Here is a 25,814-nt window from a genome sequence, read left to right on the forward strand (position 1 = left end):
ACAAATGAACGTGCTTTCTGACAGAATTAACAACCTATCTACATCACAAACCCTTGCTATGGCGGCAAAAGCCAGAGAATTAAAAGCACAGGGGAAAGATATTATCAGTTTAAGTTTGGGCGAACCCGATTTTAATACGCCTGACTTTATTAAAGAAGCAGCCAAAAAGGCAATTGACGAAAACTACAGCAGCTATACGCCTGTAGATGGTTACATAGAACTTAAAGAAGCCATTTGCCGAAAATTTAAAAGAGATAATAATCTTGAGTATAAACCATCGCAAATTGTAGTTTCTACAGGAGCAAAGCAATCATTATACAATATAGCTCAAGTAATGCTTAATGATGGCGACGAGGTTATACTGCCTGCCCCCTATTGGGTAAGCTATTTCGAAATTATAAAACTATCAGGCGGGGTGCCTGTAGTAGTACCCACATCTGTAGAAACGGATTTTAAAATGACTGCCGAACAACTGGAAGCAGCCATTACACCCAAAACAAAAATGATGTGGTTTAGCTCGCCTTGTAACCCAAGCGGTTCTATATACAGCGAAGCAGAACTTACAGCAATAGCCGAAGTGTTAAAAAAGCACGATATCTATGCGGTATCGGATGAAATATATGAACATATTAATTTCTCAGGTAATTTTTACAGTATAGGCTCAATACCGGGCATGATAGACCGAACTATTACCGTAAACGGAGTGGCAAAAGCATTTGCTATGACGGGATGGCGCATTGGCTACATAGGGGCACCGGAATTTATTGCCAAAGCCTGTACCAAAATACAAGGACAAGTAACCAGCGGAGCAAACAGTATTGCACAGCGTGCCACCATTGCAGCCGTAGATGCCGACCCGAAAGTACTAAGCCACATGGTTGAGGCTTTCCACAAACGTCGTGACCTTGTTATTAACCTGATGAACGATATACCGGGCTTTAAAAACAATGTTCCCGAAGGAGCTTTTTATGTATTTCCGGATGTTTCGGCTTACTTCGGTAAAACCATAAAAGGAATTGAAATTAAAAATGCCGACGATTTCTCAATGCTCCTTTTAGAACATGCCAATGTAGCTACCGTAACAGGTGAAGCATTCGGAAATCCGGATTGCATCCGTATATCCTATGCCACCAGCGAAGAACTGCTTACAGAGGCTTTACGCAGGATAAAAGAGGCTTTGGTTTAAAAACTACTAATTCCCCTCCTTTGGAGGGGTGCCCGTAGGGTGGGGTGGTAAAAAAAACATTCCTTAAAATAATACCCGGACTTTCAGCCACCCCTCTGATAAAGGAGAGTCATAACGAAGTATAGTTTATGGATAAAGAAATTTTAGCCCATATCAACAATAAACCTATATACAGGAACTTCCCTAAAAATCTTCCTTATAATCCTGATTTAAAAATAAGAGCTAAAAACTTACGCAAGGCAGGCAACTATCCCGAAGTTGTTTTTTGGCAACAGGTACACAAGAAAAAATTTCATAGTATTGATTTCGACAGGCAGCGTATCATCGGCAACTATATCGTTGACTTCTATGTAAAGACATTAGGGTTAATTATTGAAATAGATGGTTCAAGTCATAATGATAAAGTAGACTATGATGAAAAACGGGAACTATATCTTTTATCATTAGGTTTAAAAATCTATCGAGTATCAAGCCTACGAATACTACATGACTTAGAAAATGTAATGACTGAATTGGAAAATTTTATTACTGCAAATTTCGGATAATTAATGCTATTACCCTCCTTTGGAGGGGTACCCGTTAGGGTGGGGTGGTAAAGAAATTTTATTTATTACCCTTAAAATACCACCCCGACTTTCAGCCACCCAAATAACCGCCAAAAACTTTGTATTTTTGCCGTTCAAACAACAACACAATGAACAAAAAGATACTTTTATTAGGCTCCGGCGAGCTGGGTAAAGAATTTGTAATTGCTGCGCAACGCATAGGGCAAACCGTTATAGCAGTAGATAGTTATGAAAATGCTCCTGCCATGCAGGTAGCAAATGGGTATGAAGTAATTAATATGCTGGACGGTGATGCGCTGGATGCCATTGTTGCAAAACACCAACCCGATTTTATTGTTCCTGAAATAGAAGCGATACGTACTGAACGTTTTTACGATTATGAAAAGCAGGGTATAACCGTAGTACCATCGGCAAAGGCGGCTAACTTTACTATGAACCGTAAAGCCATTCGCGACCTTGCCGCTAAAGATTTAGGACTTCGCACTGCTAATTACCGCTATGCTACCTCGGCAGAGGAACTGCAAAAAGCCGTTGAGGAAGTGGGAATGCCCTGCGTGGTAAAACCCTTAATGTCGTCATCAGGCAAAGGGCAATCTACCATAAAAACTGAAAGTGATATTGAAAAAGCCTGGAACTACGCCGTACAGGGTTCGCGCGGTGATGTAGTAGAGGTAATAGTTGAAGCATTTGTAAATTTCCATTCAGAAATTACATTACTTACTGTTACACAAAATAACAACCCCACACTATTCTGTTCGCCTATAGGGCACAGGCAGGAACGTGGCGATTATCAGGAAAGCTGGCAGCCTGCAAAAGTATCGGATGCCGATATTGCCGAAGCTCAGGATATGGCGCGCAGAGTAACCGAAGCATTGGGCGGGGCAGGAATTTTTGGTGTAGAATTTTTCTTAACCGATGAAGGGGTATATTTCTCCGAACTATCGCCAAGACCGCATGATACAGGAATGGTAACCCTGGCGGGGACACAAAATTTTAATGAGTTTGAGCTGCACCTGCGTGCTATATTAAGCCTGCCTATAGCCGAGATTACTTTAGAAAAAGCCGGGGCAAGTGCTGTTATATTAGCTTCTGAAAACAGTAACAGTCCAAGCTACACAGGTTTTGATAAAATAGCAGCATTACCCAAAACAGACTTTAGGATATTTGGAAAGCCAACATCGCGCCCCTACCGCCGTATGGGGGTAGCTTTAACCTATGACACTTTAGACACTTCTATTGAAAGTGTAGTACAAAAAGCCAAGGAAGCCGCAGCTTTAGTTACAGTTTTAAGCTAAATTATTTTATAACAGGTATTTGTTTGTTGTTTCATAAAAAATATTATTTTTACCCGAAACACTAACAATCGATTATTATGAAAAAATCTTTTAACAAAAGAAATCCGTTAATGCTGTTTGTAGCATTATTATCTATGAGTATGTTCGTTTCTTGTTCCGAAAACGGCCCTGAAAAAGTTGCCAAAAATTTCCTTGAACTTACCAGTAAAGGTGAGTTTGAAAAAGCAAAAGAATATTGTGATGAAGATACTGCCGCTCTTTTGACTATGGCTGAATCATTGGGCGGAAAAATGAAAGAAGAAATGAAAGATAAAAATGTAGAAATTAAAATTCTTTCATCTGAAATTAATGAAGAAGGTAATAAGGCAACTGTAAAATATACTGAATCAACAGAGGGTGAAGAAAGTGCATCCGGTGAAAAATCTATCGATCTTGTAAAAATAGATGACGACTGGAAAGTGAGCATGGATAAAGAAGGTATGAAAAAAGAAGACGGCGGTATGATGCCGCCACCACCACCTGCTGATATGGAGACCATGGACAGTATAGAGAATGGTGATGTTATGGAAGAGGAAATGATACAGGAAGAAAGCGCAGAATAGTGCTGTAAATAAACTACTGTGATGTATATGAAAAAGCACTATCAAACGAAAAGAATATTCTTTTTTTTGATAATGCTTTTCTTTTTTTTATTTGGCGGGTATAAGCTGTTTTTCTATTTTGACCATCAATCTGAAATTAGTGAGCAATTAAAAAACAGAGAAGTAACCCGACTTACTAAGGATGAATTGTCCCTTATTAAAGAAGGCGATTTTATACTGCGCAGAGGTTTTGGTTTTTTTAGCGATTATGTTTCTAAAAACCTTAACGATGGTCCTGTAATAGATGTTACCCACGCAGGTATCATAACAAAACAAAATGATACGCTGTTTGTTATTCATTCGCTTTCATCTGACGTTAGCGCTATTGACGGTGTACAAAAACAGACATTAAGCGACTTTCTCCTATACTCTGCTCCACATAAAATTATTGTTACCCGGTTAAAAAATGCCGACAGTATATGCTGTAAAAATATTGCTGAAAGGGCTAATTATTATTTGGAGCGCAAAATTCCTTTCGACCATCATGGAAATTATGATGATGATAAAGAGTTGTATTGTACTGAAATGATATGGCAAATATTAGAAACAGATTTAAAAGTTGTACATCTGCCTACTGATACTGATGCCCGTAAAAAGCTTTTCTACTCTATGATGCCAATGTATAATACTAAATATTTTGATATTATCATCAATCAATATCAAGATACGCAATAGAAATAGTATTCTCTTCACCTTTTTTTCAAATTAAAATATCACTACCTCAAAAAAAGGGGCTTTTCTTTGTGAATTTGCAAAAAATGCAGCTTTACAACCTGTTGCAGGCGTATTTTGTAATTTTATAAAGATTTTTTTCTTCAATTAATATCTATTTTTGTAGTTATTACCTAAATAAAGCATGAATATTTTAGTTGTTGAAGATGAGCCAAACCTATTGTCGATAATCCGAAAAGGACTATCGGAAAAAAACTATGAGGTAAGTGCCGCACTTGATGGCACAACTGCAATGGACATGATAGGCAATAATAGTTTTGATGTTATTGTGCTCGATATAATGTTACCTGATATTAACGGTATCGAAATATGCAGAAAACTACGAAGCAGTCACAATTATACCCCCATACTTTTACTTACCGCATTGAGCACAACAGAAAACGTGGTGGCAGGGCTAAATGCGGGAGCTGATGACTATATGGCTAAACCTTTTAAGTTTACGGAACTTGAAGCCCGGATAAAGGCATTGGCTCGCAGAGCAGGACAAGTACAAAAACCCGCCGAAATAATTGAAATAGATGATCTTGTAATAGACAGACGGGCTAAAAAAGTGCAACGGAACGATCAAGAAATTCCTCTTACAGCAAAAGAGTTTAAATTGTTATATTATTTATCCAAAAACACAGGGATAACGCTTTCGCGCCAAAAAATACTTGACAATGTATGGAATATAAATTTTGATATGAATACAAATGTTGTGGATGTGTATATTAACTACCTGCGAAAAAAAATAGATAAACCTTATAATAAAAAACTGATACACACCATAAAAGGGCTGGGATATGTTATAAAACCATGAAGATAAAAACCAAAATAGCCATTACCTATGTTACCCTCTCGGTATTCAGCACCCTGTTATTATGCATAATAGTTTTTTATCTGTTCAAACAAAACAATCAATACTACTTTTTAAAAAGATTACAGGACAGGGCTAAAATAGTTGCCTCCATTCACTATCAGAATGACACTATTAAGGCAGAATATTATCGGGAGCTTAAAGCAAACGGGCTTGAGGAGCTTATTGATGAACACGAGTATGTATTAAAGGTAAATGGTAATCATAATTTCGAATATAATACCAAGTTGCAACTGCCTCCTGAATTTTATTCGGAAGTAATGAAAAATGGTAAAGGATGGCTGGAAGAAGATAACGAACATTTTTACGGGCAAATATTTGATGAGAACGGACAAAAGTATATGGTTATCATCAGTGCTTATGACAGGCGGGGCAATACCAGCAGTATTTATATTACGCGTATTATGCTCATCGGTACTGCATGCTTTGTAATTCTGGCTTACTTTTTAGGAAGGTTTTTTGCCAGAAGGGTTATCAATCCTGTATCGCAAATTACAGATGAGGTAAATCGCATCAGTGCTTCCAATCTTCACAACCGATTGTCATACAACAACAATACTGATGAGATTGCCAACCTTACGCGAACTTTTAATGATATGCTCGACCGATTGGAAACCTCTTTTGAGTTGCAGGCAAATTTTATAAACAACGCATCGCATGAACTAAAAACTCCTATTACCACCATTATAGCAGAGACTGAAATAGCATTGCTTAAAGAACGAAATCCTGTGGAATACATAGCTTCTCTCGAAAATATAAACAAACAGGCTAACCGATTGGGTAACCTTACCGAAAGTCTTTTAAAGCTTACCCAAACCGGGTATGATGGTAAAAAACAGGTACAGGATATTGTAAGGATAGATGAATTGCTTTTGGATGTAAAATGCGATCTTGACAGGTTGTACCCTAACAACAGGGTTACTATAAAACTTAATGATATACCCGAAGATGAGCACTTACTAATGCTGCCTTGTAACAGACCTCTTTTGGAGCTGGCAATAGGCAACATTATATCTAACGGGGTTAAATATTCTGATAACGAAGAGGTTTTTGTATCACTTTCCGCTAATCGGACAAAAATTAAAATTACCATAACTGATATCGGCATCGGGATACCTCCGGAAGATATTCCTTACCTTTACGAACCCTTCTTTCGGGGTAAAAAAGCATCGCAATATATCGGGTATGGCTTAGGTCTTCCGCTCGCAATGAAAATTATCCGTATGCACAATGGTGACCTTACCATTAAGTCTGAACCTGAAAAAGGTACTGTTGTTAATATTACTTTCAATAAAGAGCAATATTAAAAATTCTAATCCGAATTCTAATAAAATTCTAATTTTAAATTAAGCCCTCTCTAATGTGGAGGCAATTACTTTGTGGTACTAATTTTTTAAAAAGTATGTACCATGAAAAATATTTTAATACCTACTATACTGGAAGCTGATACTGTTTGCGCAGTTAAAACAGCCATAAGGCATACTGACAACAATAGTTGTTCCATAACCTTAATGCTGCTTCATGAAGTAACAGAGTGCTATTCCTCACTATATGTATTAAGCCATACCAAATCTACCATTACAAAAGCCCAAAACGAAGTGCTAAAAGAGTGCAGGGAACTGGTAAACGCTACCGAAAACTGCACATTAGCCCTGCATAACCAATACGGACTGTCGCGCCCGATATTAAAAAACCTTATCGAACACCTGTCGATAGATATAATACTACTTTGTGAATCGTATAAAACCGATCAAAACAAAATACATTGTTTTTGCAATAAACTACTGTTAAACAGTAAATATACCATATTACATCTTGGTACTCAGGTAAAAGAATCCCGTTTTAGTAAAGCCTTATACCTGCAAAATTCTTACAGCCCTTTGGGCGTACAGGAACTACAGGAAAAAATAAAAGGACGCTTTAAATTTCAAATCGTTAGCCAGGCAGAGATAGAAGAGCAGGAAAACGATAAAATTGCCGAAATGATTTTGAATGTAATCAATAAAAATGGCATTGATCTGGTAGTGCATACCAGAAAATCCAAACAAAAAATATCAGGAAAAAAGAATGATAAAAAACAGATAACCGATGTTATAGGGTTACCCGTATTATCATTTTGCGAAGAATCCGTATAAAAAATAAAAGTATGTTACTAAAGAAAAAAATACCCATGAAGTATGTATTGGGGAAAATTAAATACGAGTTAATACTCGTATTCCTCTATACTATTGCTTTCGAAATCACACACCACTATCAGAATGGGTTTGATATCGATATACCTATTGCCATTCCCACCATAATAGGTACTATTATATCGTTACTGCTTGCATTTAAAAGTAATCAGGCTTATGACAGATGGTGGGAAGCCCGGATAGTGTGGGGCGCTATTGTAAATGACTCCCGAACGCTGATAAGGCAGATAATTGCATTTTATGAAGACCCTGATTTTTCAGTTAAGGCAAGTGAGTTTAAAGAACGGTTTGCAAAAAGACAGGCAGCATGGTGTTACAGCCTTAGCCAATCTCTGCGTGAAAAAGATCCTTTAAAACCTATCAAAGGCTTAGTATCCGAAGAAGATTTTCGCTTTGTAAAAAACCATAAGCATGTACCCAATGCCCTGCTTATGCTACATGCCAAAGACCTGAAGGAAGGCAATAATGAAGGAAAGCTAAATCCTTACCAACAAGTAGAAATCGATAAAACCCTTACCCGCCTTTGTGATTCTATGGGTAAATGTGAGCGTATTAAAAACACGGTTTTCCCTACTACTTACAGTATGTACATCCGTTTTACTTTATGCCTGTTTATTATGCTTTTACCTTTTGGGCTGGCAGATTTTTTGGGCTGGTTGCAAATACCACTGGTAACTACTATAGCTGCGGCATTTTTTTTAATCGAAAAAATGGCTATACACCTTCAGGATCCGTTTGAAAACAGACCTACGGACACCCCGATGATAACAATATCATCTACGATAGAAAAAAACCTGTTACAAATGGTTAATGAGTATCGCGATGAATTTATTTCTGATGCTACAGCAGTAAGCGACAATGTTAAAAGTATAGAACCTGTAAATCATTCTTATTTCGTTTTGTAATTGTTTACTAATGTTTTAAACCGCCTTCATCCCCTTCTGTGAGCGTGTTTATAACTGAAAAAAGCTGCCTTAGGGCAGCTTTTTGTACTATTAAACCATTTGTTTATTTCTTATCTCCCAAGTTAAGATTATCAAACGTAGAAACGTTAATTACCTGCTCTGCATCAACATCAAAAGAAATACTTATGCTGTCGCCTGCTGCCGTTACCGGCAACTCATTGGAAAGTTGCGACGAACCTACAAATATTTTTGGTGAACCTTCAACGGTAAAGTAGTAAAAACTGTTACCGTTTTTAATATCACTCTGTATTCTCTGTACCACTGTGGCAAGTGTTTTCCTGTCACTAACGGCGTTCGGGTCAATACGGTTATCTGCCATATTATATACATTTTTAAAAGCCATCATGGTTTCATTCATCGTGTTACCCACACCCACTATGGTATAATCGCTAATAGCCACCATAGCATACATTTTTACAAGTCCGCCACCATCTTTTAAAGTCATAACATAGGTAGGAATATTGTTGATGGTATAAGGCACAGGCATTGAAGCAGTATAGCCTTTTTCCTGTACTTTACCCTCTGCCGATCGTTGCGCGGCATACTCGGTTGCACCGCTTTGGTGGTAGTAGGTTGTTTGTTTAGTACGGGTATCTACCAGTACAAACCCTACTGCGCTCTCATCCTTACCTACAGAGGTAAGCCCTGTGTACCAATAGGGTTTACCATCTTCGCCATATACCAGTGTAAGCCCTTCGGTAATTTGCAGTTTGTTTTCGTTGGCAAAATTCCAGTAACCGTGTACATATTCACCCCAGTCATTTAGCTGGTTTTCTATAAATTCCTGCGGTTGTATTCTATCCACCCAGTCAGGGGTTTCAGTTATGCTATACTCCTGTATTACTCCCGTTTGTGCATCCAAAACTACTGTACCGGTGGCATTGTTACCGCCAAAACCTACTTCTTTTTTGTATTTGGTTACTACCCAGTACGGGTTGCCTTCATCATCAATTTCAAAAGTATAATCTTCAAGTCCAGTAGTTGCATAACCGTTGAAATAAAGGTAACGCTCCATCTGGCTCATAAAAAAAGCCTCGCTTTGGTATTTAATTTTTAATGGTTTCCCGTTAAGGGATTGTACCAGCTTCACATCGCGCTCATTGGTAGCCGAAACCAGCACATAGCCATCTGTCCCCTCGCTGTTATTAAGCCATTTGAAAAAGCCCGTGTGCAACAGCGGAGCTACCCAGTATAGCTCATTGTTCACTTTTTGAATGGTAAAATGTCCTAACTCTGCTTTACTGCCCAAAGCAGGGTCTGACCCTAATATTTTCTCACCCAACAGGTAGGCAAGGTTTTCATCTACCACACGCACTTTATTTATTGCCAGTGGCGCAATGTGATTGGATATTTCTTTGCCGTCTTTTACCTCGCCAATAAGTCCTCTGTAAGCCTGACTGTGAAACATGGGAGAACTGGTAACCAATGGTACTAATGTAACATAGGCTATGAGTAAAAATACAACAAGCCATAAAAAACGATGTACCCGAGTAAATTTGAAGTTTGCTTTATTACTTTTAGCCTCTATACGCGTGGTAAGTAAAATTCCTGTAATGATGAGTAATAACAGGGCAAAAGGAAGCCCTATAAAACCATAGTTGAGAACAGGATGGGCAAAATAAAATATTATAAAAGCTAAAAAAGCAAGAATTATTACAGCTACAGATTTTTTCATAAATATTATTGTTTGCCTTATAGGTATATAAAGGTACGATAATGTTACATAAAAGCCTAAAAGTTGGTACTGCTGTAAAATTAGTTATTTTTGCTGTTGCAAACTAAACTGAAACAAATTATGAAAGCATATGTATTTCCCGGACAGGGAGCGCAGTTTACCGGAATGGGTAAAGATTTATATGAAAACTCTGCCGAAGCAAAAGAACTATTCGAGAAAGCTAACGAAATACTTGGCTTCCGTATTACCGATAGTATGTTTGAAGGTACTGCCGACGAACTGAAACAAACTAAAGTAACCCAGCCTGCTATATTTTTACACTCGGTTATCCTGGCAAAAACATTGGGCAACAATTTTAAGCCCGATATGGTAGCAGGGCACTCGTTAGGAGAATTTTCTGCGTTAGTAGCTGCCGGGGCACTTACTTTTGAAGATGGGTTAAAACTGGTTTCGCAACGTGCCATGGCAATGCAAAAAGCCTGCGAACTGGCGCCATCTACTATGGCTGCCGTTTTAGGTCTTGAAGATAATATTGTAGAAGAAATTTGCGAAAAAACACAAGGTATAGTCGTGGCTGCCAATTACAACTGCCCCGGGCAGTTAGTAATTTCGGGAGAAACCCCTGCGGTAGAGCGCGCCTGCGAAGCCCTGAAAATAGCAGGAGCAAAAAGAGCGTTACTTTTACCCGTTGGCGGTGCATTCCACTCACCCATGATGGAGCCTGCACGCGAGGAGCTGGCTGCTGCCATAGCGGCAACTACTTTCTCAGCGCCAATATGCCCTGTATATCAAAATGTACCGGCAACTGCGATAACCAACCCTGAGGAGATTAAGGAAAACCTGATTGTACAGCTTACCGCTCCCGTACGCTGGACACAAAGCGTGCAAAACATGATAGCCGACGGTGCTACCCTGTTTACCGAAGTAGGACCGGGTAATGTACTGCAAGGCTTAGTGAAAAAGATAAATAAAGACGCTGAGACGGCTTCGGCATCTTAAATTAAGTATAGAGTGGAAGTACTGATAACCGAAACGAAGGATTACGAATTATTAGCTACACTTAATAAAGAGGTGCAAGAGCTTCATTATACTCTATATCCTGATGTGTTTAAACCTTACAGCCAGGAAGATGTAACTTCGTTTTTTAAAGAAGTCCTAAATCAAAACAGTACAAAAGCATTTGTTGCCTATTCAGATAAAGAAATAGCCGGCTATATATTATTGTTTTTGAAAGAGCTGCCTGAAAATCCTTTTCAGTACTCCCAAAGGTTTATATTGATAGATCAGATGCTGGTTTGCGATAGTTACAGAAAAAAAGGGATTGGAAAACTCCTTTTGGAGAAAGCGGATGAAGTAGCCCAAGAAGCAGGTTTAAAAATTATCCGACTCAACCATTGGACTCTGAATAACGATGCCCGTAATTTTTTCGGCAAAAACGGATTTAGTTATTTTAATGAGCATATGTACAAAAACATCTAAAAACAGCAAACCCTGCATTAATGCAGGGTTTGCTGTTTTTATAAAGTAGGTATATTTTATTTTCCTCTCACTTTTTGTTCCCATTTCCATGCCGAAACCAGAGCATCTTCGAGTGTTAATGCTGCTTTCCAGCCCAATACATCATTAGCTTTGGTGGTATCGGCATAGGCCTCAGTTATGTCGCCCTCTCTCCTGTCAACAATTTTATAGTTTAGTTTTAAACCGCTTACTTTTTCAAAAGCATTAATAACTTCCAGTACCGAGTTACCTGTACCCGTTCCTAAATTAAACACCTCTACATTTTCAACATTCCTGTTATCAATCAGTCGTTTTAATGCAGTAACGTGGGCTTTGGCAAGATCTACTACATGAATGTAATCGCGGATGCAAGTTCCGTCAGGAGTTGGGTAATCATTACCGAAAACGGATAATTGTTCTCTCAATCCTATTGCGGTTTGTGTAATGAAAGGGATTAAGTTTTGTGGCGTACCTTTTGGGAGTTCTCCTATTTCAGTCGATTCATGTGCTCCTACGGGATTAAAATAGCGTAATAGTATAGCGTTGATACCGCTCACTTTTGCTACATCATTAATTATCTCCTCGCCTATTTGTTTGGTATTGCCATAAGGTGACATTGCGGTTTGTACCGGAGCATCTTCTGTTATCGGCATTTTTTCTGCCTGACCGTACACGGTACAAGAAGAACTGAATATGAAATGGGCTTTATCTTTCTTTTGTAATTCCTGTAAAAGATAAACCAGTGTTCCTAAATTATTTTCGTAATACAAAAGTGGGTTTTGTACACTCTCTCCTACTGCTTTTGAAGCGGCAAAATGTATTACTCCTGATATATCAGCATATTTTTTAAAGAATTCCTGAACTGATGCTTTGTCGCGAAGATCCATCTGTTCAAAGTCAGGCTTTTTGCCTGTAATTGCCATTATACCGTCAAGTACGTCAATAAATGAATTCGAAAGATCGTCTATCACTACTACTTCAAAACCTTCATTTTGTAGTTCGACTACAGTGTGTGAGCCTATAAATCCAAGCCCGCCGGTAACAAGTACTTTCATTAATTGGTAGTTTATTGGTTGGGGTTAAGTATAATTTGTTTTAAACGCTTAAAAACTCAAGAATAGTATCAGTTATAAACTTTATTTGCTCGTCATCCAACTCGGTATGCATTGGTAATGAAATTACTTCTTTTACCACTTGATTTGTCACTACAAAGTCTTCTTCATTATATTTAGCATCAGCATAGGCTTTTTGGCTGTGTAGTGGTATAGGGTAGTATATAGCGCACGGAATACCCTTTTCCTGTAAGTGCTTCAGTAATGCATTCCTGTCGGCGTTAAGCACACGTAATGTGTATTGATGAAACACATGGCTGTCGTCAGCTCCTTTTGTTAAAGGGGTTATTATATCGGCATGCCCCGCAAAGGCGGCATTATATTTATCTGCTGCTGCACGGCGGGCTTGGTTATATTCATCAAGCAAAGGCAGTTTTGCATTCAATACCGCAGCTTGTACGCTATCCAGTCTTGAGTTTACCCCCACCACATCATGATGGTAACGCTCGTACATACCATGGTTTACTATACCTCGCAATTTGTAGGCAAGTTCATCATCGTTGGTAAATATTGCTCCGCCATCGCCATAACATCCTAAATTTTTAGACGGAAAAAACGAAGTAGAAGCTACATGCCCCATAGTACCTGCTTTTTTCTTTGTGCCATCGGCATAAGTATAATTTGCACCTATAGCCTGTGCATTATCTTCTATTACATACAGGTTATGTTCTTCGGCAAGTGCCATAATATCTTCCATATCGGCTACCTGACCGAAAAGGTGTACCGGTACAATAGCTTTGGTTTTTGGTGTTATGGCATTACGAACAGCCTCTACCGAGATGTTGAACGTATCAGGCTCTACATCTACCAATACGGGGGTAAGTTGCAGTAGCGCAATAACCTCTACCGTGGCAGCAAAGGTAAAATCGGCGGTAATAATCTCATCACCCGGTTGTAAATCCAGTCCCATCATGGCTATTTGCAAAGCATCCGTGCCGTTGGCGCAGGGTATTACATGCTTTACATCAAGGTATTCTTCAAGATTTTTCTGAAATTTATGAACTTCGGGACCGTTAATATAGGCTGTGTTATCTAATACTTCCTGAATGGAAGCATTTACAGTATCTTTTATTTTATCATACTGACCTTTAAGGTCAACCATCTGTAGTTTTTTCATGTGCCTGAAACAATTATTGTGTAGTATAAAATTGTTAGTGCAAAAATAGGCAACTAAAGTGGTTGATACCTCATAAAAAACAAATGTTTTTTATAGTTTAAAGTTTCTGGAAACAGGTATTTGTTCCTTATTGGTTAGAATAATACCCTTTGAACTACTGGTTTCTATATAATTTGTATTCACAATATATGATCTGTGGCATTTTACAAAATTAGGCGGAAGCTCTTCGACTATTTCCGAAATTTTACCTCTTATAAATTGTTTTTTACCCTCAAACGGTATAAAATTGAGGTAATGGTCTTCCGATTTAATGTACATGAGGTTACCCAAATGTATTTTTACTTTATTCTTTAAAACAATATGTTCTTCTATAACAAGTTGTTTTACTTTTTCCAGTTGTTCAATGGTCTTTATATGTTCTGCCTCCATTCCTTCCTTCTCCATTTCTAATTTTTTGCGTTTATAATCTACTTTTTTCCATCTGATGAATGAGTATAGCGCCAGAAGAAATACAAAAAATAAAGCGATACTGTATATGAGTTTATGCCTATTGAAACTATCCACTATTTTTTGCAGCGTGGATATTTTCTTTTCTTTCTTTTCTACATCATACTTTACATAGCTCTCATACATTTTTACATTTTGCTCTCTGTCGTTTATACGTTCATCAATTTGTTTATACAGTTTTTCATACTTTCTCCGCCCTGCATCATTATTAAGCGAATCGTAGCTTGCTGCCAGTTGTTCGTATAATTTTCTGGAAGCTTTATCCTTGTAATAAGGCACTTCATCATTAGCTTTTATAAAATAGGGTATTGCTTTGCGGTAATTACCTTCAAAAAAATACGAATTTGCATAGTTGTGGTAGTACCCGTATTTCTCGTAGGCATCGTTTATCGTATAGATATAAATTTTTGATTTATCGAGATAATAACGTGCAGAATCATGCTCCTGCATAGTGTTTTTTAATGACCCGATGTTGGAATATAATTTTGCTTTTATTAAATCATTATCCGTTTTACCGGCATACTGCAATGCTTCTCTGAATAATAAATAAGCACTATTCAGAAATTTACCATCACCTGTTTCATCATATTTAAAATAGTCGTTCTTAGCTAATTCAGCAATGGCATAGGCTTTATGCAATGGCGAGTTAATACTGTCGGCATACTGCTGATATTCCTCAAAAAGGCTATTTCCATAATAATCATAATGCTCTTGAGAAGCTATTGTTTTATGCGCCTCAAGCGCGATTTGTTTTGCCAAATGGACTTCGCCCAGCTTTTCAAACGCTTTTTTTGAGGTTATAAAGTAGTTAAACGCGACTTCTTCCTGGTTTAGGTATGCATGGCATTTACCCAGTATATAATAATTTTTTGCTGCTTCATGAGGTGAAACAGAAGTAACCCGGGCAAGACTATCAATTGCCTTGCCGGGATTATCAACTATAGCTTTAGTAATAAAACTGTCTATTTGCTGCCCATAGCTAATGGTGCAGAGAAAGAATACTACTATTACTTGTTTTTTAAACACTTATTGCTTTAGTTTTAGAGTTAATACACCGCCGTCTTTGGTATAGCGGGGCATTTCATAAAGATAACCATTTGATGAAGCTTTACTTTCTACCTTTTTCTTCTTTGATTTCGATTTGTTTATTAACTCATCAACAATACAACTTGAATTTACTTGACGATTTGAATTCTCATTATTCCAGATGGAGTTAAAATTATTAAATTCTTCTGTAGTAACATCCGGTTTATATTTGAATGTATCTAAATATCTTATAAAATAATCTTCCATTTCTGTAAACCTGTTTACATCTTCTTCATTTAATATCATTATTCTTATTTTATCATTATCATTCCAATTCAAAAAATTTAGATGGTTAAGTGTCTCTTTTATCGAAATTTGAGGAGAATTACCATTAACAGGGGTATCATCACATATTCGAGAATCCCCAGTATGATAATAACTAAAAGCAAGCCCCCTAAAACCGCTAATTTCTACAACATAACTATTGCCCGTATATGTAAATTGGGAATCGGAAACTCTTAATTTTAAGTCAACCTCGATATGCTTTTTATTCTGACTTAATATTAAATCTCCATCAGCAGCAGGAATTATTACTTCAGCCTTTTCTTTTGTCTTGACATTTTTTGTTTCTTTATCTGTTTTCATAATTGTTTGATTTTAAAATTAGTAAATATTTGTTTTTAGTTTTATTTAAGGTTCAGAAAGTTATTATTAATTACTCAAGAATTGAAACCCCACCATTATTTTATCATTAACCAGTTGGTTGTAATTCGAAAATGCTTTTGTTATAACTGTAAATCGGAGTGTACTACTGATGGTAACACCAAACATAGCCCTGCCTAATAGAATAGGTTTCTTAAAACCGGAATCAATCCCAAAACGGTCTTTAAAATCATCCGATACTATCATCAAACCGTATTCAGCATTAACAAAAAAGTTAAATTTTTTGTTATCCGAAGCCTTACTGCCGTAAAAGGAAGCATACAGCATACCCCTCGCATCTGAAGCATTAACATTACTACCTACGCCATCAATATCAGCAGATATTTTGGCATTGAATGCAGGAAACATGAACCATGTATCTCTCTTACGAGCATATACCGGAAGTTGCCCCATCAAATAAAAATTGCCTCCACCGTTTGCAACCCGTAACAACTCCTGTTTATTAGTATCTGTTTCCTGTTGATCGCTCGTTGTTTCTTCATTATCTGAAGTTGCGGTCACCACAGACCCAAATGACAAACGTACACGTCCCATATAATCACTAATCAATTCTGATTGTACAATGGTGCTTTTATCTGTATAAAGTAAACTGATACTGTTGGCAAAACTTGTTTCATCATCTTCGCCTATGATATTAGCTTTGTTATCGCCGCTTACAAAGCCTGATATGTCGGATTCATAATTTTCTTTTATACTCGGTATTTGTGCATACATAATACCGATACAAAACAACATAAAAAGGGTAATTTTTGTTCTCATAATTTTTAGGTTTATAGCCCGGCATAGCCGGGCATTATTTTTTAGTTTACCGGACACAGTTTACCATAACCCCACTTAAGGAAAAACCTCAAGATTGCTTTTGCTACTTTTTCAAGCACAATACCTCCCGGTAGAAAACGACTTAAAAATTCTATAATTTTTTCTAAGATTTCTTCAGCAGAAGAAGCTGCGTTTAATACCTTACATAAAAAAGCAAGCACCCTGCGCCAAATATTACCCCCAGCCAAAGAAGCTGAAAAATTATTGGCTCTGTCTGCTATCATGGTAGCCGATTTTTTATAATACAGCGGAGATACCGCATCAGCAGCCATAAGATAGTTATCAGCAAGAAGTTTCTCTATTTCATCTTCTTTTAAAACCTCTTCCTTTTCGTATGTTTCTAAAATGTTTTTTTTAAAGGCATTGTAATCAATTTCCTCTAAATTTAAATTCTGTAAGTACATAATTGGTATATTTTTTCGCCTACTCTTTGTTACCGTTTTCGGCTTCCCGGCATAGTATAATTTCGTTGGAATTCCGATTCAAAGTTGCTGTATATCAAACCCATAAAAAAATAAATGTCGTGAATTGCATGAAAAATACCGTGAATTGTAAATACAACAAGTATTTATAACCCAGCAAAAGTCTGTCAGGTAATTTGTATTAAAAAGAAAGGCAAAAAAATTTGCTGTATTTTAGCACCTCAATACTATCATTATGTTTTTTCTGTATAATTTACTTATTCACATAGTAGCTCCTATCCTAAAGATAACCGCGCTTTTCAACCCGAAAATGAGGCTGTTTGTTTCGGGCAGGAAAACCGTTTTCAGTACGCTTGCCGAAAAAATTCAACCTGCTGATAAAGTAATATGGTTTCACGCGGCATCACTGGGCGAATATGAGCAGGGATTGCCCATAATGGAGAAAATAAAAGAAAAGTACCCCCACCATAAAATACTGGTTACGTTCTTTTCCCCATCAGGGTATGAGGTGCGAAAAAACACCAAAGATGCCGATGCAGTAGTGTATTTACCGCTCGACACCAAAGCCAACGCCAAAAAGTTTATGGATTTGGCACACCCCGAACTGGTTTTCTTTATCAAGTATGAATTTTGGGCAAATTATCTTAATGAAATAAAAAAGAGGAACATTGAAGCCTACCTTATATCAGGACTTTTCAGGGAAAACCAACTATTTTTTAAGTGGTACGGCGGGTTTTACCGCAATGCCCTAAAAGCGTTCAACCACCTGTTTGTGCAGTATGAAAGCTCTAAAAAACTATTGCAGGGCATTGGTTTCAGTAATGTAACCGTGAGTGGCGATACCCGTTACGACCGCGTGAGCCGGATATTGGAAAGGGATAATACCCTGCCGTTTATTGAAGAGTTTATAAACGGAAAAACCACCATAGTGTTTGGCAGTTCATGGCAAAAAGACGAAGCGATGTTTACTGATTTTATTAATAAGTCGGGAGAGGTAAAATTCATTATCGCCCCGCATACCATTGGCGAAAGCCATATTAATGATTTGCAAAATGCCATTACCAAAAAAACGGTTCTGTTTACCGAAATGGAAGGTAAAAACCTTGCCGACTATGATGTATTTATTGTAAACACCATAGGTATATTGGGCAAAATATACAGCTATGCCGATGCCGCCTACGTGGGTGGCGGTTTTGGCACGGCAGGGCTGCACAACATACTCGAACCTGCTGCTTTTGGCATACCCATAGTTATAGGGCCTAACCACCAAAGGTTTCCCGAAGCGGTGGCATTGGTGCAAATGGGTGGCTGTATTGTAGTAAACAACAAGCCGGAAATGGAAGAAACCCTGAGCCTTTTAGCCTATGATGAAGTGTACCGTACTGAGAAAGGGCACATAGCCGGAACATTCGTTAGCATGAACCGAGGGGCGGTTAACACCATAATGAACAAAATAGAAAGCTAATGGAAAACTTTAAACCCATAGCACAACAGGATATTGAGGTGGTAGTAACCATGATGGAGGAATTTTACGGTATTGACAATTATCCTATCAATATTGAAAAATCGAAAAACTTACTGAAAGAATTTATCCTGAACGATATGCTGGGCAGTGGCTGGCTGATATTACATGAAGGACAAACGGTGGGCTACGTTATCCTTACATTTGTTTTCAGTTTTGAATATGGCGGGCGCATTGTAATACTCGACGAGCTTTACATCCGCAAAAATGAGCGGGGGCTGGGCTTAGGCAGTAAAACACTTGATTTTATTCATGCGCAGGCTAAACTGCTGGGAATAAAAATAATTTACCTTGAAATTGAAGACCACAATGAGGCTGCACGCCAACTATACCTTTCTAAAAACTATACGCTTCATCATCGCGGTTCAATGAAACTGGTGGTAAAATAGTCGTGACGTTTTTAAAGTCGAAAGTTAGAAAGTGAAAAAGATTGCTTCGCTCTGCTCGCAATGACAAAATCGTAATATCATTCTGAACGTAATGAAGGAATCTCCTTTAAAGACTTTATAAACTTTCGACTTTATGACTTTAAAAACTGTTATTGAGGCATCAAACCCGTAGTAATCGCAATTCTGTTCCAGCCGTTAATGGCTATAATACCCATAAGCACCTGAGCCGTGTATTTTTCGCCCAACAGGTTTACAGCATTATTATATACCGCATCCGATACGTGGTTTTGCGAAATATTGGTTACCGCTTCGGTTAAGGCTAAAATAGCTCTTTCTTCTTCCGTAAAAAGAGTGGTATCGCGCCATGCGTTTAAAACATAAATACGCTGTTCGGTTTCGCCGTTTTTACGGGCATCTTTAGTGTGCATGTCAAGGCAAAAAGCACAACCGTTTATTTGCGAAGCCCTAATCTTGATAAGCTCTTTGTGTGTTTTGGTAATTTCGCTTCCTGCAAAATAATTTTCGAATGCCATCATGGCTTTATAAGCCTGTGGTTCTGCTTCGTTAAGTTTAAATCGTGATTCCATTTTTATTATGTTTTTTGTTATTATTTACATGACAAATTTCCGCCATGCACCTCACAAAAAACTTAAAGTAGTTTAAGAAAGACTGCTCCGCTCGCAGCGACAGTATATTTTGTCATTCCGAGCATAGCGAAGGAATCTTTTTCTCTTTATGACTTTATAAACTTTCAACTTTATGACTTTCAAACTTTCGACTTTAAGACTACTATCAGTCTTTTTTCGCCCGAAGCATACTCAAAAACTCAGGGGTAATGCCCAAAAAGGAAGCCAGCATATATTGGGGTACGCGCTGTACAAAATCGGGATATTTATCGCGCATCATTTTGTATTGCTCCTCGCCTGTCAAATTAAAAACATAATGAATACGGGTAAGCTGTGCCGAATAGGCACGTTCCAGCACCTGCCTGAAATACCGTTCCAACTGCGGTATTTTTTCAAAAAGCACTTCTTCGGCTTCTTTGTTTAGTACTACTACGGTAGAGGGTTCAACAGCCTGTACGTAAAACCCCGAAGGCTTACCGCTTTTCAGTCCGGCATAGTCGGTTATCCACCAGTCCTCAATACCAAACTGAATTACCTGCTCTGCGCCTTTAGTGGTTATCAAATACAGCCGGAAACAGCCTTTTGCTACAAAATAGTTTGCCTTGCATATTTCGCCAGCCTGTAGCAAATGCTCTTTCTTTTTTACTTCCCGTACTTCGAGCAACGAAGCAAGCAAGGCTTCTTCCTCCGGGTCTAGAGGAACAAATCGGCGAATATGGGAAAGGATTTCGGAAAACATAAAATACGTATTTAATACTACTATAGTGCCGAAATCCTTACTCGGTTGACTTTTACCTTCTCGACTGCTTCACAATTCATAACTTTTTCATCGAAAATCACAATATTATTTCCTATAGTATGAAGTGAACTTCTAAATTTTATACCACTAGCCCCTGTATATATTTTTATAAACTCACAAATAAATTGTGTTGGTATATAATCTAATTCAGTATCATACCTTCTCATAGGTCTTGACAAATCTGTACTAATTTTCTGTTTTAGCAATGTCGCTTTTATCCTTTCAGTCACTCGAGAAGGATGAAAAATAGTAGAATTTTCTGTAAAGTCAGCAATAATAAGTTTTTCCTTATTAGTTGTAAAAATACCAATTGACACTTCATCTAAATATGAAGCCCTTATTTCATATAGAACTGTTTCTTTTGTGTCACTTAAATATAAAAAAGGTATTCCTAAAGGATTTGCTCTTCCTGCTGACGATATGTGCTTAGGAGGGCAAAACATATCTTTTACTTCAAATGGATTTTGAGAACTTGAATGATGCAATCTAGCTCTATATAACTTAGTATCCTTATTTATAATTATTTGACTATTGAAAAAACCGTCCCACCCTAATTCATCAGTTATATAATTAATATCTGTAAAATATCTCCTCTCCCATTTTAGCTGTTCTTTAAGACTATCCCAATAAGATATATTTTCTATAATATCTTCCCTAAAATCCACTAATTCATCCGCATTGCTAATTTCTACATCAATATTATCTATTAAATAATTCAATACTTTATCGGCAGACTCGAGAGAAGAGAAAAGACCCCAATTTCCTTGAAGTGTTGACTTTAAAGAGTTTCCATTCTCTTTAATCTGAAAATTTTCAAATAATTCTCGGAAAAATTCAAAAAGTTCTGATATAGGGATAACTTCATTTGATGTAGAACCACAGAAATCACATTTATCTGTGATTGCTTGGGAAATTATAAACCCTACGAGTTCTCTATCAGAAAAACAATTCTTGCAAACATTAAGGGGCATACTCCTATAATAAATAGTTATTTACAACGTTCAAATGATTCTTTATAGATATTTTCTTTACAGTACCCAAACCTGGATATCTCCCTTCATCTAAATAATTTCTCAATTCTGTAACCGCAGTATTAGATATACCCTCAATATCACAAAAGGCTATTGCTTTTTCTGCTGCTTCTCTAAACTTTCCTTGTACGTTTGCTATCGAATCATTTGTATCCGATGTAAAATGTCGAATCCAAATTTGATTATCTTTATTTTCATTTAGATAAGTAAAATGTATTACAACCGCTCTTGGAGTACTACCTCCATCTATATACTCGCTAGGTAATGTTGTAAAGTCAGAGAAACCTTGATAACCCTCCTCTTTATAATAAAGATGCTCTTCAGTAAACTTATGGGCTGGAATATCTAAAAAATCAGAATTTTTTACTTGTTTTTCAAATACATCATCCAAACGGATGTAATTCTTATTTAGTGTTCTTAAATATCTATCCAGAGACCTAAATCTAGAAGGGTCGAACAACATTATATGAGTAACAAATTCTTCACCACATAAATCTCTAAACCTATCATCTTCAACAAAATTATCATAACATATAACCATACAGTTATTTAAATTATACTCTTCTACCATATCCTTTATATATTGTGAATTCTGTTTGTAATGAAAGGCAGGGAGAAATCTAGACTCTTCTAAACCATCTAGATAATCTAAATAATGTTCTGTGTCTCCTAAATGTTCTCCCACTATTGGATTTATAATTAAAAAAGTATCTAATCCTTTCTCTACAAATATCTTATTTGCAATATCAAGATTGTTAAATGTCTCTTTAACTGGTTCTATAACTGGAGTTATATACCCCTGCAGAATATTTTCTATAGCTAATTCTCTAAGTGAAATTAATTCGAATTGGCGGGCTCTTAAATAAGGATAATACATTTAGTAATTAATTTGTTGTTTTAGATTGGTAAATAATTCTTGCTTTTGTACTTTATTAAGATTTAATGACAGACATATCTGATTAAATTGCCTTGTTTCTTTACGGGAAAAATTATTTTGTTTTTTTCTTGATTTCATCAAATCAATAAACAATCTATTCAACTCAAAACCAGGTATTTCAGATATTAATTTTTTACAAATATCAAACTTATTAAAATCATTAACTTTAGGTAAATAACCATAATAATTTTCTACCAAATTCAAATATTCTGAAGTATGAAGAATCTCCATTATAGCACTATGATTTAAGAAATGATTTTTATAAGAATTACGAATTAATTCAAACTCTTTTTTGTCCTCATCATAAACTATAATTCCTACTTCATCATCAATGTTCAAATACTTAAACAATTTCAATTTTGGCACTATTAAATAGACTTCGTTGAATACTTTTTTATACTCAATCAATTGCTTGCTCAATCTATACTCTTTATCAAGAATTGTTTTAATTTCGAAAACCTTAGATGTCCCATTAAACATAACTAAATCTGCAATAGCTTTCCCCAAACGAAATTCATTATAAATTGCAGATTGCTGACAATTACCAACCTCTTTTATTAACCATTGATTTAAGAATTCATTCTTATAAACATATTCATTTGGATAATGAGTTTCAAGAACTTTATAAGCATATTTTAAGTAATCTAAGTAATTTAGTTTCTTTATAGACTCTCTATTATCATATCTTTTAATTTTTAGATTTAAAGAATTAAAATCATTATCAAATAAGCGACTAACTTCACTTCTAGAAAAAAGCATCGAATAATCTCTCAATTGATTTAAAGGATATGATTTCTTTATATACATTTTGTTTTTTTACAAAATTACAAAATAAAAACCTTCCTGTTCTTATACATCAAATCAACAAAATTTTATTCTAATTAAACCCCGTAAAATTACCTGTTTTCTCCCCGTTCCAAAATTTCCTATCTTGCACCCACTAACTCAAGTATCATGAACAAACTATTACGCGTACTCGTATTACTGCTTTTTATACCTGCCTTTGCACAACAGGGTGGTATGTGGATTCCTTCGCTGCTGAAAGGAATGAACGAAAAAGAAATGAAAAGCCTCGGCATGAAAATGTCAGCTTCCGACATTTATGATGTCAACCATTCCAGCCTGAAAGATGCTGTTCCGCACTTTAACGGTGGTTGTACTTCGGAGGTTATCTCGTCAAAAGGACTCTTGCTTACCAACCACCACTGTGGTTATGGCGAAATTCAGGCACACTCTACTATAGACCACGACTACCTTACGGATGGTTTTTGGGCTATGACTATGGAAGAAGAACTGCCCAACCCCGATATGGAAGTCACTTTTATAGTGCGAATAGAGGATGTTACCAACAAAATACTGGAAGGCGTAAGCACCCTGAAAAGCGAAGAGGACAAACAGAAAAAAATTCAGGATAACATTGCCCAAGTCACAAAATCGTCGCCTAAAGAGTCGTATCAGGAAAACAAAATCCGTACGTTTTATGAAGGCAACCAATACATGCTTTTTGTAACCGAAACCTATAAAGATGTCCGTTTGGTGGGTGCACCGCCATCATCCATCGGTAAGTTCGGTTCCGATACCGACAACTGGGTTTGGCCACGCCACACAGGCGATTTTTCGCTGTTCCGTATCTATGCCGATAAAAACAACCGCCCCGCCGAATATGCTAAAGACAACGTGCCTTATACGCCAAAGCACTTTTTCCCCATTTCGCTGGGCGGTGTAAAAGAAGATGATTTTACATTGGTATTCGGCTATCCGGGACGTACACAGGAGTACCTGCCTGCCGTTGCCGTACAACAGATAGTAGCTGTACTGAACCCTGCTAAAATAGAGGTGCGTGATGCTGCACTAAAGGTAACCGATGGCTTTATGCGTAAAGACAAGCAAATAAAAATACAGTATGCCTCTAAATATGCAGGTATTGCCAACTACTGGAAAAAATGGATAGGCGAAACGCAGGGGCTTACCAAAACCAACGCCGTAGCCGTTAAAAAGGCTTTTGAGAAAGATTTTGTTGCCAAAGCTAAAAAAGCAGGCAAAATGGATGAGTACGGCAACCTGTTTAAAGATTTCGACACGTATTATGCCGAGATAGAGCCGTATCAGTTAAGCAGGGATTATTTTATAGAAGTTGCCCTGCGTAATACCGAGCTTTTAACTATTGGTTACAGGCTGTACCAACTGGAGCAGGTATATAACGCTCGTGGCGAGCAATCGTTTACCGACAGGAAAAATAACACTATACAGTCGCTGGAAGGTGTTTATAAAGACTACAGCAAGCAGGTAGATGAAAAAGTTTTTGAACAGCTTATTGCGTTGTATTCGCAAAAATCGCCAAGGCAGTTTCTGCCCGATATGCTGAAAGACATTAACCCGCAGGAGCTTACCCAAAAGGTTTACGGTAACTCCAAACTGACATCCTACAACGGAGTAAAGGAATTGCTGACTGCCGGCAACGACCCGCAGGAAATAATCAAAGCCCTGAATGCCGACCCGGGTTACCAGGTAATAAAAGCAATGGCAAACGCCTATATTGAAAACGTGAGCCCAAAATATGAAGAGCTAACCCTGAAACTGGATGCCCTGCAACGCAGCTACATGAAAGGCATACTGGAACTAAGCCCGAAAGAAGCCCGTATTTTTCCGGATGCTAACAGTACCATGCGCGTAACATATGGTAAAGTAAAAGGCTACGAGCCGAGAGATGCGGTTTACTACGAACCTGTAACCTACCTTGACGGTGTTATGGAAAAATATGTACCCGGCGATTATGAGTTTGACGTTCCGCAGAAGCTGATTGAGCTGTACAACAAAAAAGATTTTGGTGCGTATGGCGAAAACGGCAAAATGCCCGTATGCTTTATAGGAACTAACCACACCACGGGCGGTAATTCAGGCAGCCCTGCCATAGATGCCAAAGGAAACCTTATCGGGCTAAACTTTGACCGCGTTTGGGAAGGGACTATGAGCGATATTTATTATGACCCTGCCATTTGCCGTAATATTATGGTAGATATTCGTTATGTGCTGTTTATCATTGATAAATATGCCGGAGATAAGCGTCTTATCGATGAAATGGAACTGGTAAATGTGAGAAAAAAATAACCCGGTAAATAAGTGGATAAACAGGCTGTAAAGTACAATTTACGACTTGCAAAGAAGATTTATGAACAGGC

Annotated in this window: 26 protein-coding genes; 14 read left to right on the forward strand and 12 right to left on the reverse strand. The window is 37.3% G+C overall.

The annotated features are described in order from the left end of the window. Positions 1-4 precede the first annotated feature (4 nt). The 9 genes from E0W68_RS10500 to E0W68_RS10540 all read left to right on the forward strand — a co-directional run bounded on the left by E0W68_RS10500 (position 5) and on the right by E0W68_RS10540 (position 8,373). A complete protein-coding gene (locus tag E0W68_RS10500) occupies positions 5-1,186 on the forward strand; it encodes a pyridoxal phosphate-dependent aminotransferase (RefSeq protein WP_135219386.1) in 1,182 nt (393 codons plus the stop codon). A gap of 128 nt (positions 1,187-1,314) precedes the next feature. Continuing rightward, positions 1,315-1,731, forward strand: a complete 417-nt coding sequence (locus E0W68_RS10505) for an endonuclease domain-containing protein (RefSeq protein WP_135219387.1) — start codon at positions 1,315-1,317, stop codon at positions 1,729-1,731. Positions 1,732-1,880: 149 nt separating this feature from the next. Next, complete coding sequence (gene purT / locus E0W68_RS10510; protein ID WP_135219388.1) at positions 1,881-3,047, forward strand: formate-dependent phosphoribosylglycinamide formyltransferase; 1,167 nt, start codon at positions 1,881-1,883, stop codon at positions 3,045-3,047. A 77-nt stretch (positions 3,048-3,124) separates the two neighbouring features. Continuing rightward, a complete protein-coding gene (locus tag E0W68_RS10515; protein WP_135219389.1) occupies positions 3,125-3,649 on the forward strand; it encodes a DUF4878 domain-containing protein in 525 nt (174 codons plus the stop codon). Positions 3,650-3,676: 27 nt separating this feature from the next. Then, the gene (locus tag E0W68_RS10520; RefSeq protein WP_135219390.1) at positions 3,677-4,363 is read left to right on the forward strand and encodes a YiiX/YebB-like N1pC/P60 family cysteine hydrolase; all 687 of its coding nucleotides are present in this window, start codon (positions 3,677-3,679) and stop codon (positions 4,361-4,363) included. Between the two features lie 181 nt (positions 4,364-4,544). Beyond that, the gene (locus tag E0W68_RS10525) at positions 4,545-5,219 is read left to right on the forward strand and encodes a response regulator transcription factor (protein ID WP_135219391.1); all 675 of its coding nucleotides are present in this window, start codon (positions 4,545-4,547) and stop codon (positions 5,217-5,219) included. Continuing rightward, the gene (locus tag E0W68_RS10530) at positions 5,216-6,583 is read left to right on the forward strand and encodes a HAMP domain-containing sensor histidine kinase (protein ID WP_135219392.1); all 1,368 of its coding nucleotides are present in this window, start codon (positions 5,216-5,218) and stop codon (positions 6,581-6,583) included. The genes E0W68_RS10525 and E0W68_RS10530 overlap by 4 nt, the downstream gene beginning before the upstream one ends. Positions 6,584-6,685: 102 nt before the next feature. Further along, entirely contained in the window at positions 6,686-7,411 is a 726-nt protein-coding gene (locus E0W68_RS10535) for a hypothetical protein (protein WP_135219393.1), read from the forward strand. Positions 7,412-7,422: 11 nt separating this feature from the next. Beyond that, on the forward strand, positions 7,423-8,373 hold the full coding sequence (locus tag E0W68_RS10540) for a bestrophin family protein (RefSeq protein ID WP_135219394.1): 951 nt from the start codon (positions 7,423-7,425) through the stop codon (positions 8,371-8,373). A gap of 103 nt (positions 8,374-8,476) precedes the next feature. Here the strand turns inward: E0W68_RS10540 and E0W68_RS10545 are convergent, their stop codons facing one another. Beyond that, on the reverse strand, positions 8,477-10,108 hold the full coding sequence (locus tag E0W68_RS10545; RefSeq protein ID WP_135219395.1) for a hypothetical protein: 1,632 nt from the start codon (positions 10,106-10,108) through the stop codon (positions 8,477-8,479). Positions 10,109-10,228: 120 nt separating this feature from the next. On the opposite strand from E0W68_RS10545, the gene fabD reads away from it, so the two are divergent. Next, positions 10,229-11,107, forward strand: coding sequence for an ACP S-malonyltransferase (fabD, locus tag E0W68_RS10550; protein WP_135219396.1), 879 nt, complete (start codon positions 10,229-10,231; stop codon positions 11,105-11,107). 12 nt (positions 11,108-11,119) lie between these two features. Next, on the forward strand, positions 11,120-11,587 hold the full coding sequence (locus tag E0W68_RS10555) for a GNAT family N-acetyltransferase (protein WP_162845827.1): 468 nt from the start codon (positions 11,120-11,122) through the stop codon (positions 11,585-11,587). Positions 11,588-11,643: 56 nt separating this feature from the next. Here E0W68_RS10555 and galE read toward each other — a convergent pair whose 3' ends face one another. The 6 genes from galE to E0W68_RS10585 form a co-directional block, all read right to left on the reverse strand. Next, the gene (galE, locus tag E0W68_RS10560) at positions 11,644-12,660 is read right to left on the reverse strand and encodes a UDP-glucose 4-epimerase GalE (RefSeq protein ID WP_135219398.1); all 1,017 of its coding nucleotides are present in this window, start codon (positions 12,658-12,660) and stop codon (positions 11,644-11,646) included. A 40-nt stretch (positions 12,661-12,700) separates the two neighbouring features. Continuing rightward, positions 12,701-13,834 (reverse strand): DegT/DnrJ/EryC1/StrS family aminotransferase, encoded by a 1,134-nt coding sequence (locus E0W68_RS10565; RefSeq protein ID WP_135219399.1) that lies wholly within the window; start codon positions 13,832-13,834, stop codon positions 12,701-12,703. Between the two features lie 90 nt (positions 13,835-13,924). Beyond that, on the reverse strand, positions 13,925-15,367 hold the full coding sequence (locus tag E0W68_RS10570) for a LytTR family transcriptional regulator (protein WP_135219400.1): 1,443 nt from the start codon (positions 15,365-15,367) through the stop codon (positions 13,925-13,927). Continuing rightward, positions 15,368-16,012, reverse strand: coding sequence for a hypothetical protein (locus E0W68_RS10575; RefSeq protein WP_135219401.1), 645 nt, complete (start codon positions 16,010-16,012; stop codon positions 15,368-15,370). A gap of 66 nt (positions 16,013-16,078) precedes the next feature. Further along, positions 16,079-16,849: a hypothetical protein gene (locus E0W68_RS10580; RefSeq protein ID WP_135219402.1), complete on the reverse strand. Its 771-nt coding sequence runs from the start codon at positions 16,847-16,849 to the stop codon at positions 16,079-16,081. A gap of 41 nt (positions 16,850-16,890) precedes the next feature. Further along, positions 16,891-17,313 (reverse strand): hypothetical protein, encoded by a 423-nt coding sequence (locus tag E0W68_RS10585; RefSeq protein ID WP_135219403.1) that lies wholly within the window; start codon positions 17,311-17,313, stop codon positions 16,891-16,893. Between the two features lie 253 nt (positions 17,314-17,566). Here E0W68_RS10585 and E0W68_RS10590 point away from each other — a divergent pair, with 253 nt between their 5' ends. Next, complete coding sequence (locus E0W68_RS10590; RefSeq protein ID WP_135219404.1) at positions 17,567-18,796, forward strand: 3-deoxy-D-manno-octulosonic acid transferase; 1,230 nt, start codon at positions 17,567-17,569, stop codon at positions 18,794-18,796. Then, entirely contained in the window at positions 18,796-19,242 is a 447-nt protein-coding gene (locus E0W68_RS10595; RefSeq protein WP_225990367.1) for a GNAT family N-acetyltransferase, read from the forward strand. Before E0W68_RS10590 ends, E0W68_RS10595 begins: the two co-directional genes overlap by 1 nt. Positions 19,243-19,391: 149 nt before the next feature. On the opposite strand, the gene E0W68_RS10600 is transcribed toward E0W68_RS10595, so the two are convergent. The 5 genes from E0W68_RS10600 to E0W68_RS10620 form a co-directional block, all read right to left on the reverse strand. Continuing rightward, positions 19,392-19,829: a carboxymuconolactone decarboxylase family protein gene (locus tag E0W68_RS10600; RefSeq protein WP_135219405.1), complete on the reverse strand. Its 438-nt coding sequence runs from the start codon at positions 19,827-19,829 to the stop codon at positions 19,392-19,394. A gap of 205 nt (positions 19,830-20,034) precedes the next feature. Further along, positions 20,035-20,607: a Crp/Fnr family transcriptional regulator gene (locus tag E0W68_RS10605; RefSeq protein ID WP_135219406.1), complete on the reverse strand. Its 573-nt coding sequence runs from the start codon at positions 20,605-20,607 to the stop codon at positions 20,035-20,037. Between the two features lie 20 nt (positions 20,608-20,627). Continuing rightward, entirely contained in the window at positions 20,628-21,638 is a 1,011-nt protein-coding gene (locus E0W68_RS10610; RefSeq protein WP_135219407.1) for an RES domain-containing protein, read from the reverse strand. A 4-nt stretch (positions 21,639-21,642) separates the two neighbouring features. Continuing rightward, positions 21,643-22,575 carry a sce7725 family protein gene (locus E0W68_RS10615; protein ID WP_135219408.1) on the reverse strand — a complete coding sequence of 311 codons (933 nt, stop codon included), beginning with the start codon at positions 22,573-22,575 and terminating at the stop codon, positions 21,643-21,645. Beyond that, the gene (locus E0W68_RS10620; protein ID WP_135219409.1) at positions 22,576-23,442 is read right to left on the reverse strand and encodes a sce7726 family protein; all 867 of its coding nucleotides are present in this window, start codon (positions 23,440-23,442) and stop codon (positions 22,576-22,578) included. A 147-nt stretch (positions 23,443-23,589) separates the two neighbouring features. Between E0W68_RS10620 and E0W68_RS10625 the strand changes: the two genes are divergently transcribed. Then, positions 23,590-25,743, forward strand: a complete 2,154-nt coding sequence (locus E0W68_RS10625; protein WP_135219410.1) for a S46 family peptidase — start codon at positions 23,590-23,592, stop codon at positions 25,741-25,743. Positions 25,744-25,814: the final 71 nt, after the last annotated feature.

Origin of the sequence: Flavobacterium salilacus subsp. salilacus, from assembly GCF_004634195.1 — a bacterium.
GTDB lineage: Bacteria > Bacteroidota > Bacteroidia > Flavobacteriales > Flavobacteriaceae > Flavobacterium > Flavobacterium salilacus.

Coding starts and splice junctions, on each gene's coding strand:
- E0W68_RS10590 (WP_135219404.1), top strand. CDS start 17,567: ATGTTTTTTCTGTATAATTTACTTATTCACATAGTAGCTCCTATCCTA.
- E0W68_RS10615 (WP_135219408.1), bottom strand. CDS start 22,575: ATGTATTATCCTTATTTAAGAGCCCGCCAATTCGAATTAATTTCACTT.
- fabD (WP_135219396.1), top strand. CDS start 10,229: ATGAAAGCATATGTATTTCCCGGACAGGGAGCGCAGTTTACCGGAATG.
- E0W68_RS10600 (WP_135219405.1), bottom strand. CDS start 19,829: ATGGAATCACGATTTAAACTTAACGAAGCAGAACCACAGGCTTATAAA.
- E0W68_RS10620 (WP_135219409.1), bottom strand. CDS start 23,442: ATGTATATAAAGAAATCATATCCTTTAAATCAATTGAGAGATTATTCG.
- E0W68_RS10500 (WP_135219386.1), top strand. CDS start 5: ATGAACGTGCTTTCTGACAGAATTAACAACCTATCTACATCACAAACC.
- E0W68_RS10595 (WP_225990367.1), top strand. CDS start 18,796: ATGGAAAACTTTAAACCCATAGCACAACAGGATATTGAGGTGGTAGTA.
- galE (WP_135219398.1), bottom strand. CDS start 12,660: ATGAAAGTACTTGTTACCGGCGGGCTTGGATTTATAGGCTCACACACT.
- E0W68_RS10515 (WP_135219389.1), top strand. CDS start 3,125: ATGAAAAAATCTTTTAACAAAAGAAATCCGTTAATGCTGTTTGTAGCA.
- E0W68_RS10530 (WP_135219392.1), top strand. CDS start 5,216: ATGAAGATAAAAACCAAAATAGCCATTACCTATGTTACCCTCTCGGTA.
- E0W68_RS10535 (WP_135219393.1), top strand. CDS start 6,686: ATGAAAAATATTTTAATACCTACTATACTGGAAGCTGATACTGTTTGC.
- E0W68_RS10505 (WP_135219387.1), top strand. CDS start 1,315: ATGGATAAAGAAATTTTAGCCCATATCAACAATAAACCTATATACAGG.
- E0W68_RS10625 (WP_135219410.1), top strand. CDS start 23,590: ATGAACAAACTATTACGCGTACTCGTATTACTGCTTTTTATACCTGCC.
- E0W68_RS10565 (WP_135219399.1), bottom strand. CDS start 13,834: ATGAAAAAACTACAGATGGTTGACCTTAAAGGTCAGTATGATAAAATA.
- E0W68_RS10585 (WP_135219403.1), bottom strand. CDS start 17,313: ATGTACTTACAGAATTTAAATTTAGAGGAAATTGATTACAATGCCTTT.
- E0W68_RS10525 (WP_135219391.1), top strand. CDS start 4,545: ATGAATATTTTAGTTGTTGAAGATGAGCCAAACCTATTGTCGATAATC.
- E0W68_RS10610 (WP_135219407.1), bottom strand. CDS start 21,638: ATGCCCCTTAATGTTTGCAAGAATTGTTTTTCTGATAGAGAACTCGTA.
- E0W68_RS10605 (WP_135219406.1), bottom strand. CDS start 20,607: ATGTTTTCCGAAATCCTTTCCCATATTCGCCGATTTGTTCCTCTAGAC.
- E0W68_RS10575 (WP_135219401.1), bottom strand. CDS start 16,012: ATGAAAACAGATAAAGAAACAAAAAATGTCAAGACAAAAGAAAAGGCT.
- E0W68_RS10520 (WP_135219390.1), top strand. CDS start 3,677: ATGAAAAAGCACTATCAAACGAAAAGAATATTCTTTTTTTTGATAATG.
- E0W68_RS10580 (WP_135219402.1), bottom strand. CDS start 16,849: ATGAGAACAAAAATTACCCTTTTTATGTTGTTTTGTATCGGTATTATG.
- E0W68_RS10540 (WP_135219394.1), top strand. CDS start 7,423: ATGTTACTAAAGAAAAAAATACCCATGAAGTATGTATTGGGGAAAATT.
- purT (WP_135219388.1), top strand. CDS start 1,881: ATGAACAAAAAGATACTTTTATTAGGCTCCGGCGAGCTGGGTAAAGAA.
- E0W68_RS10545 (WP_135219395.1), bottom strand. CDS start 10,108: ATGAAAAAATCTGTAGCTGTAATAATTCTTGCTTTTTTAGCTTTTATA.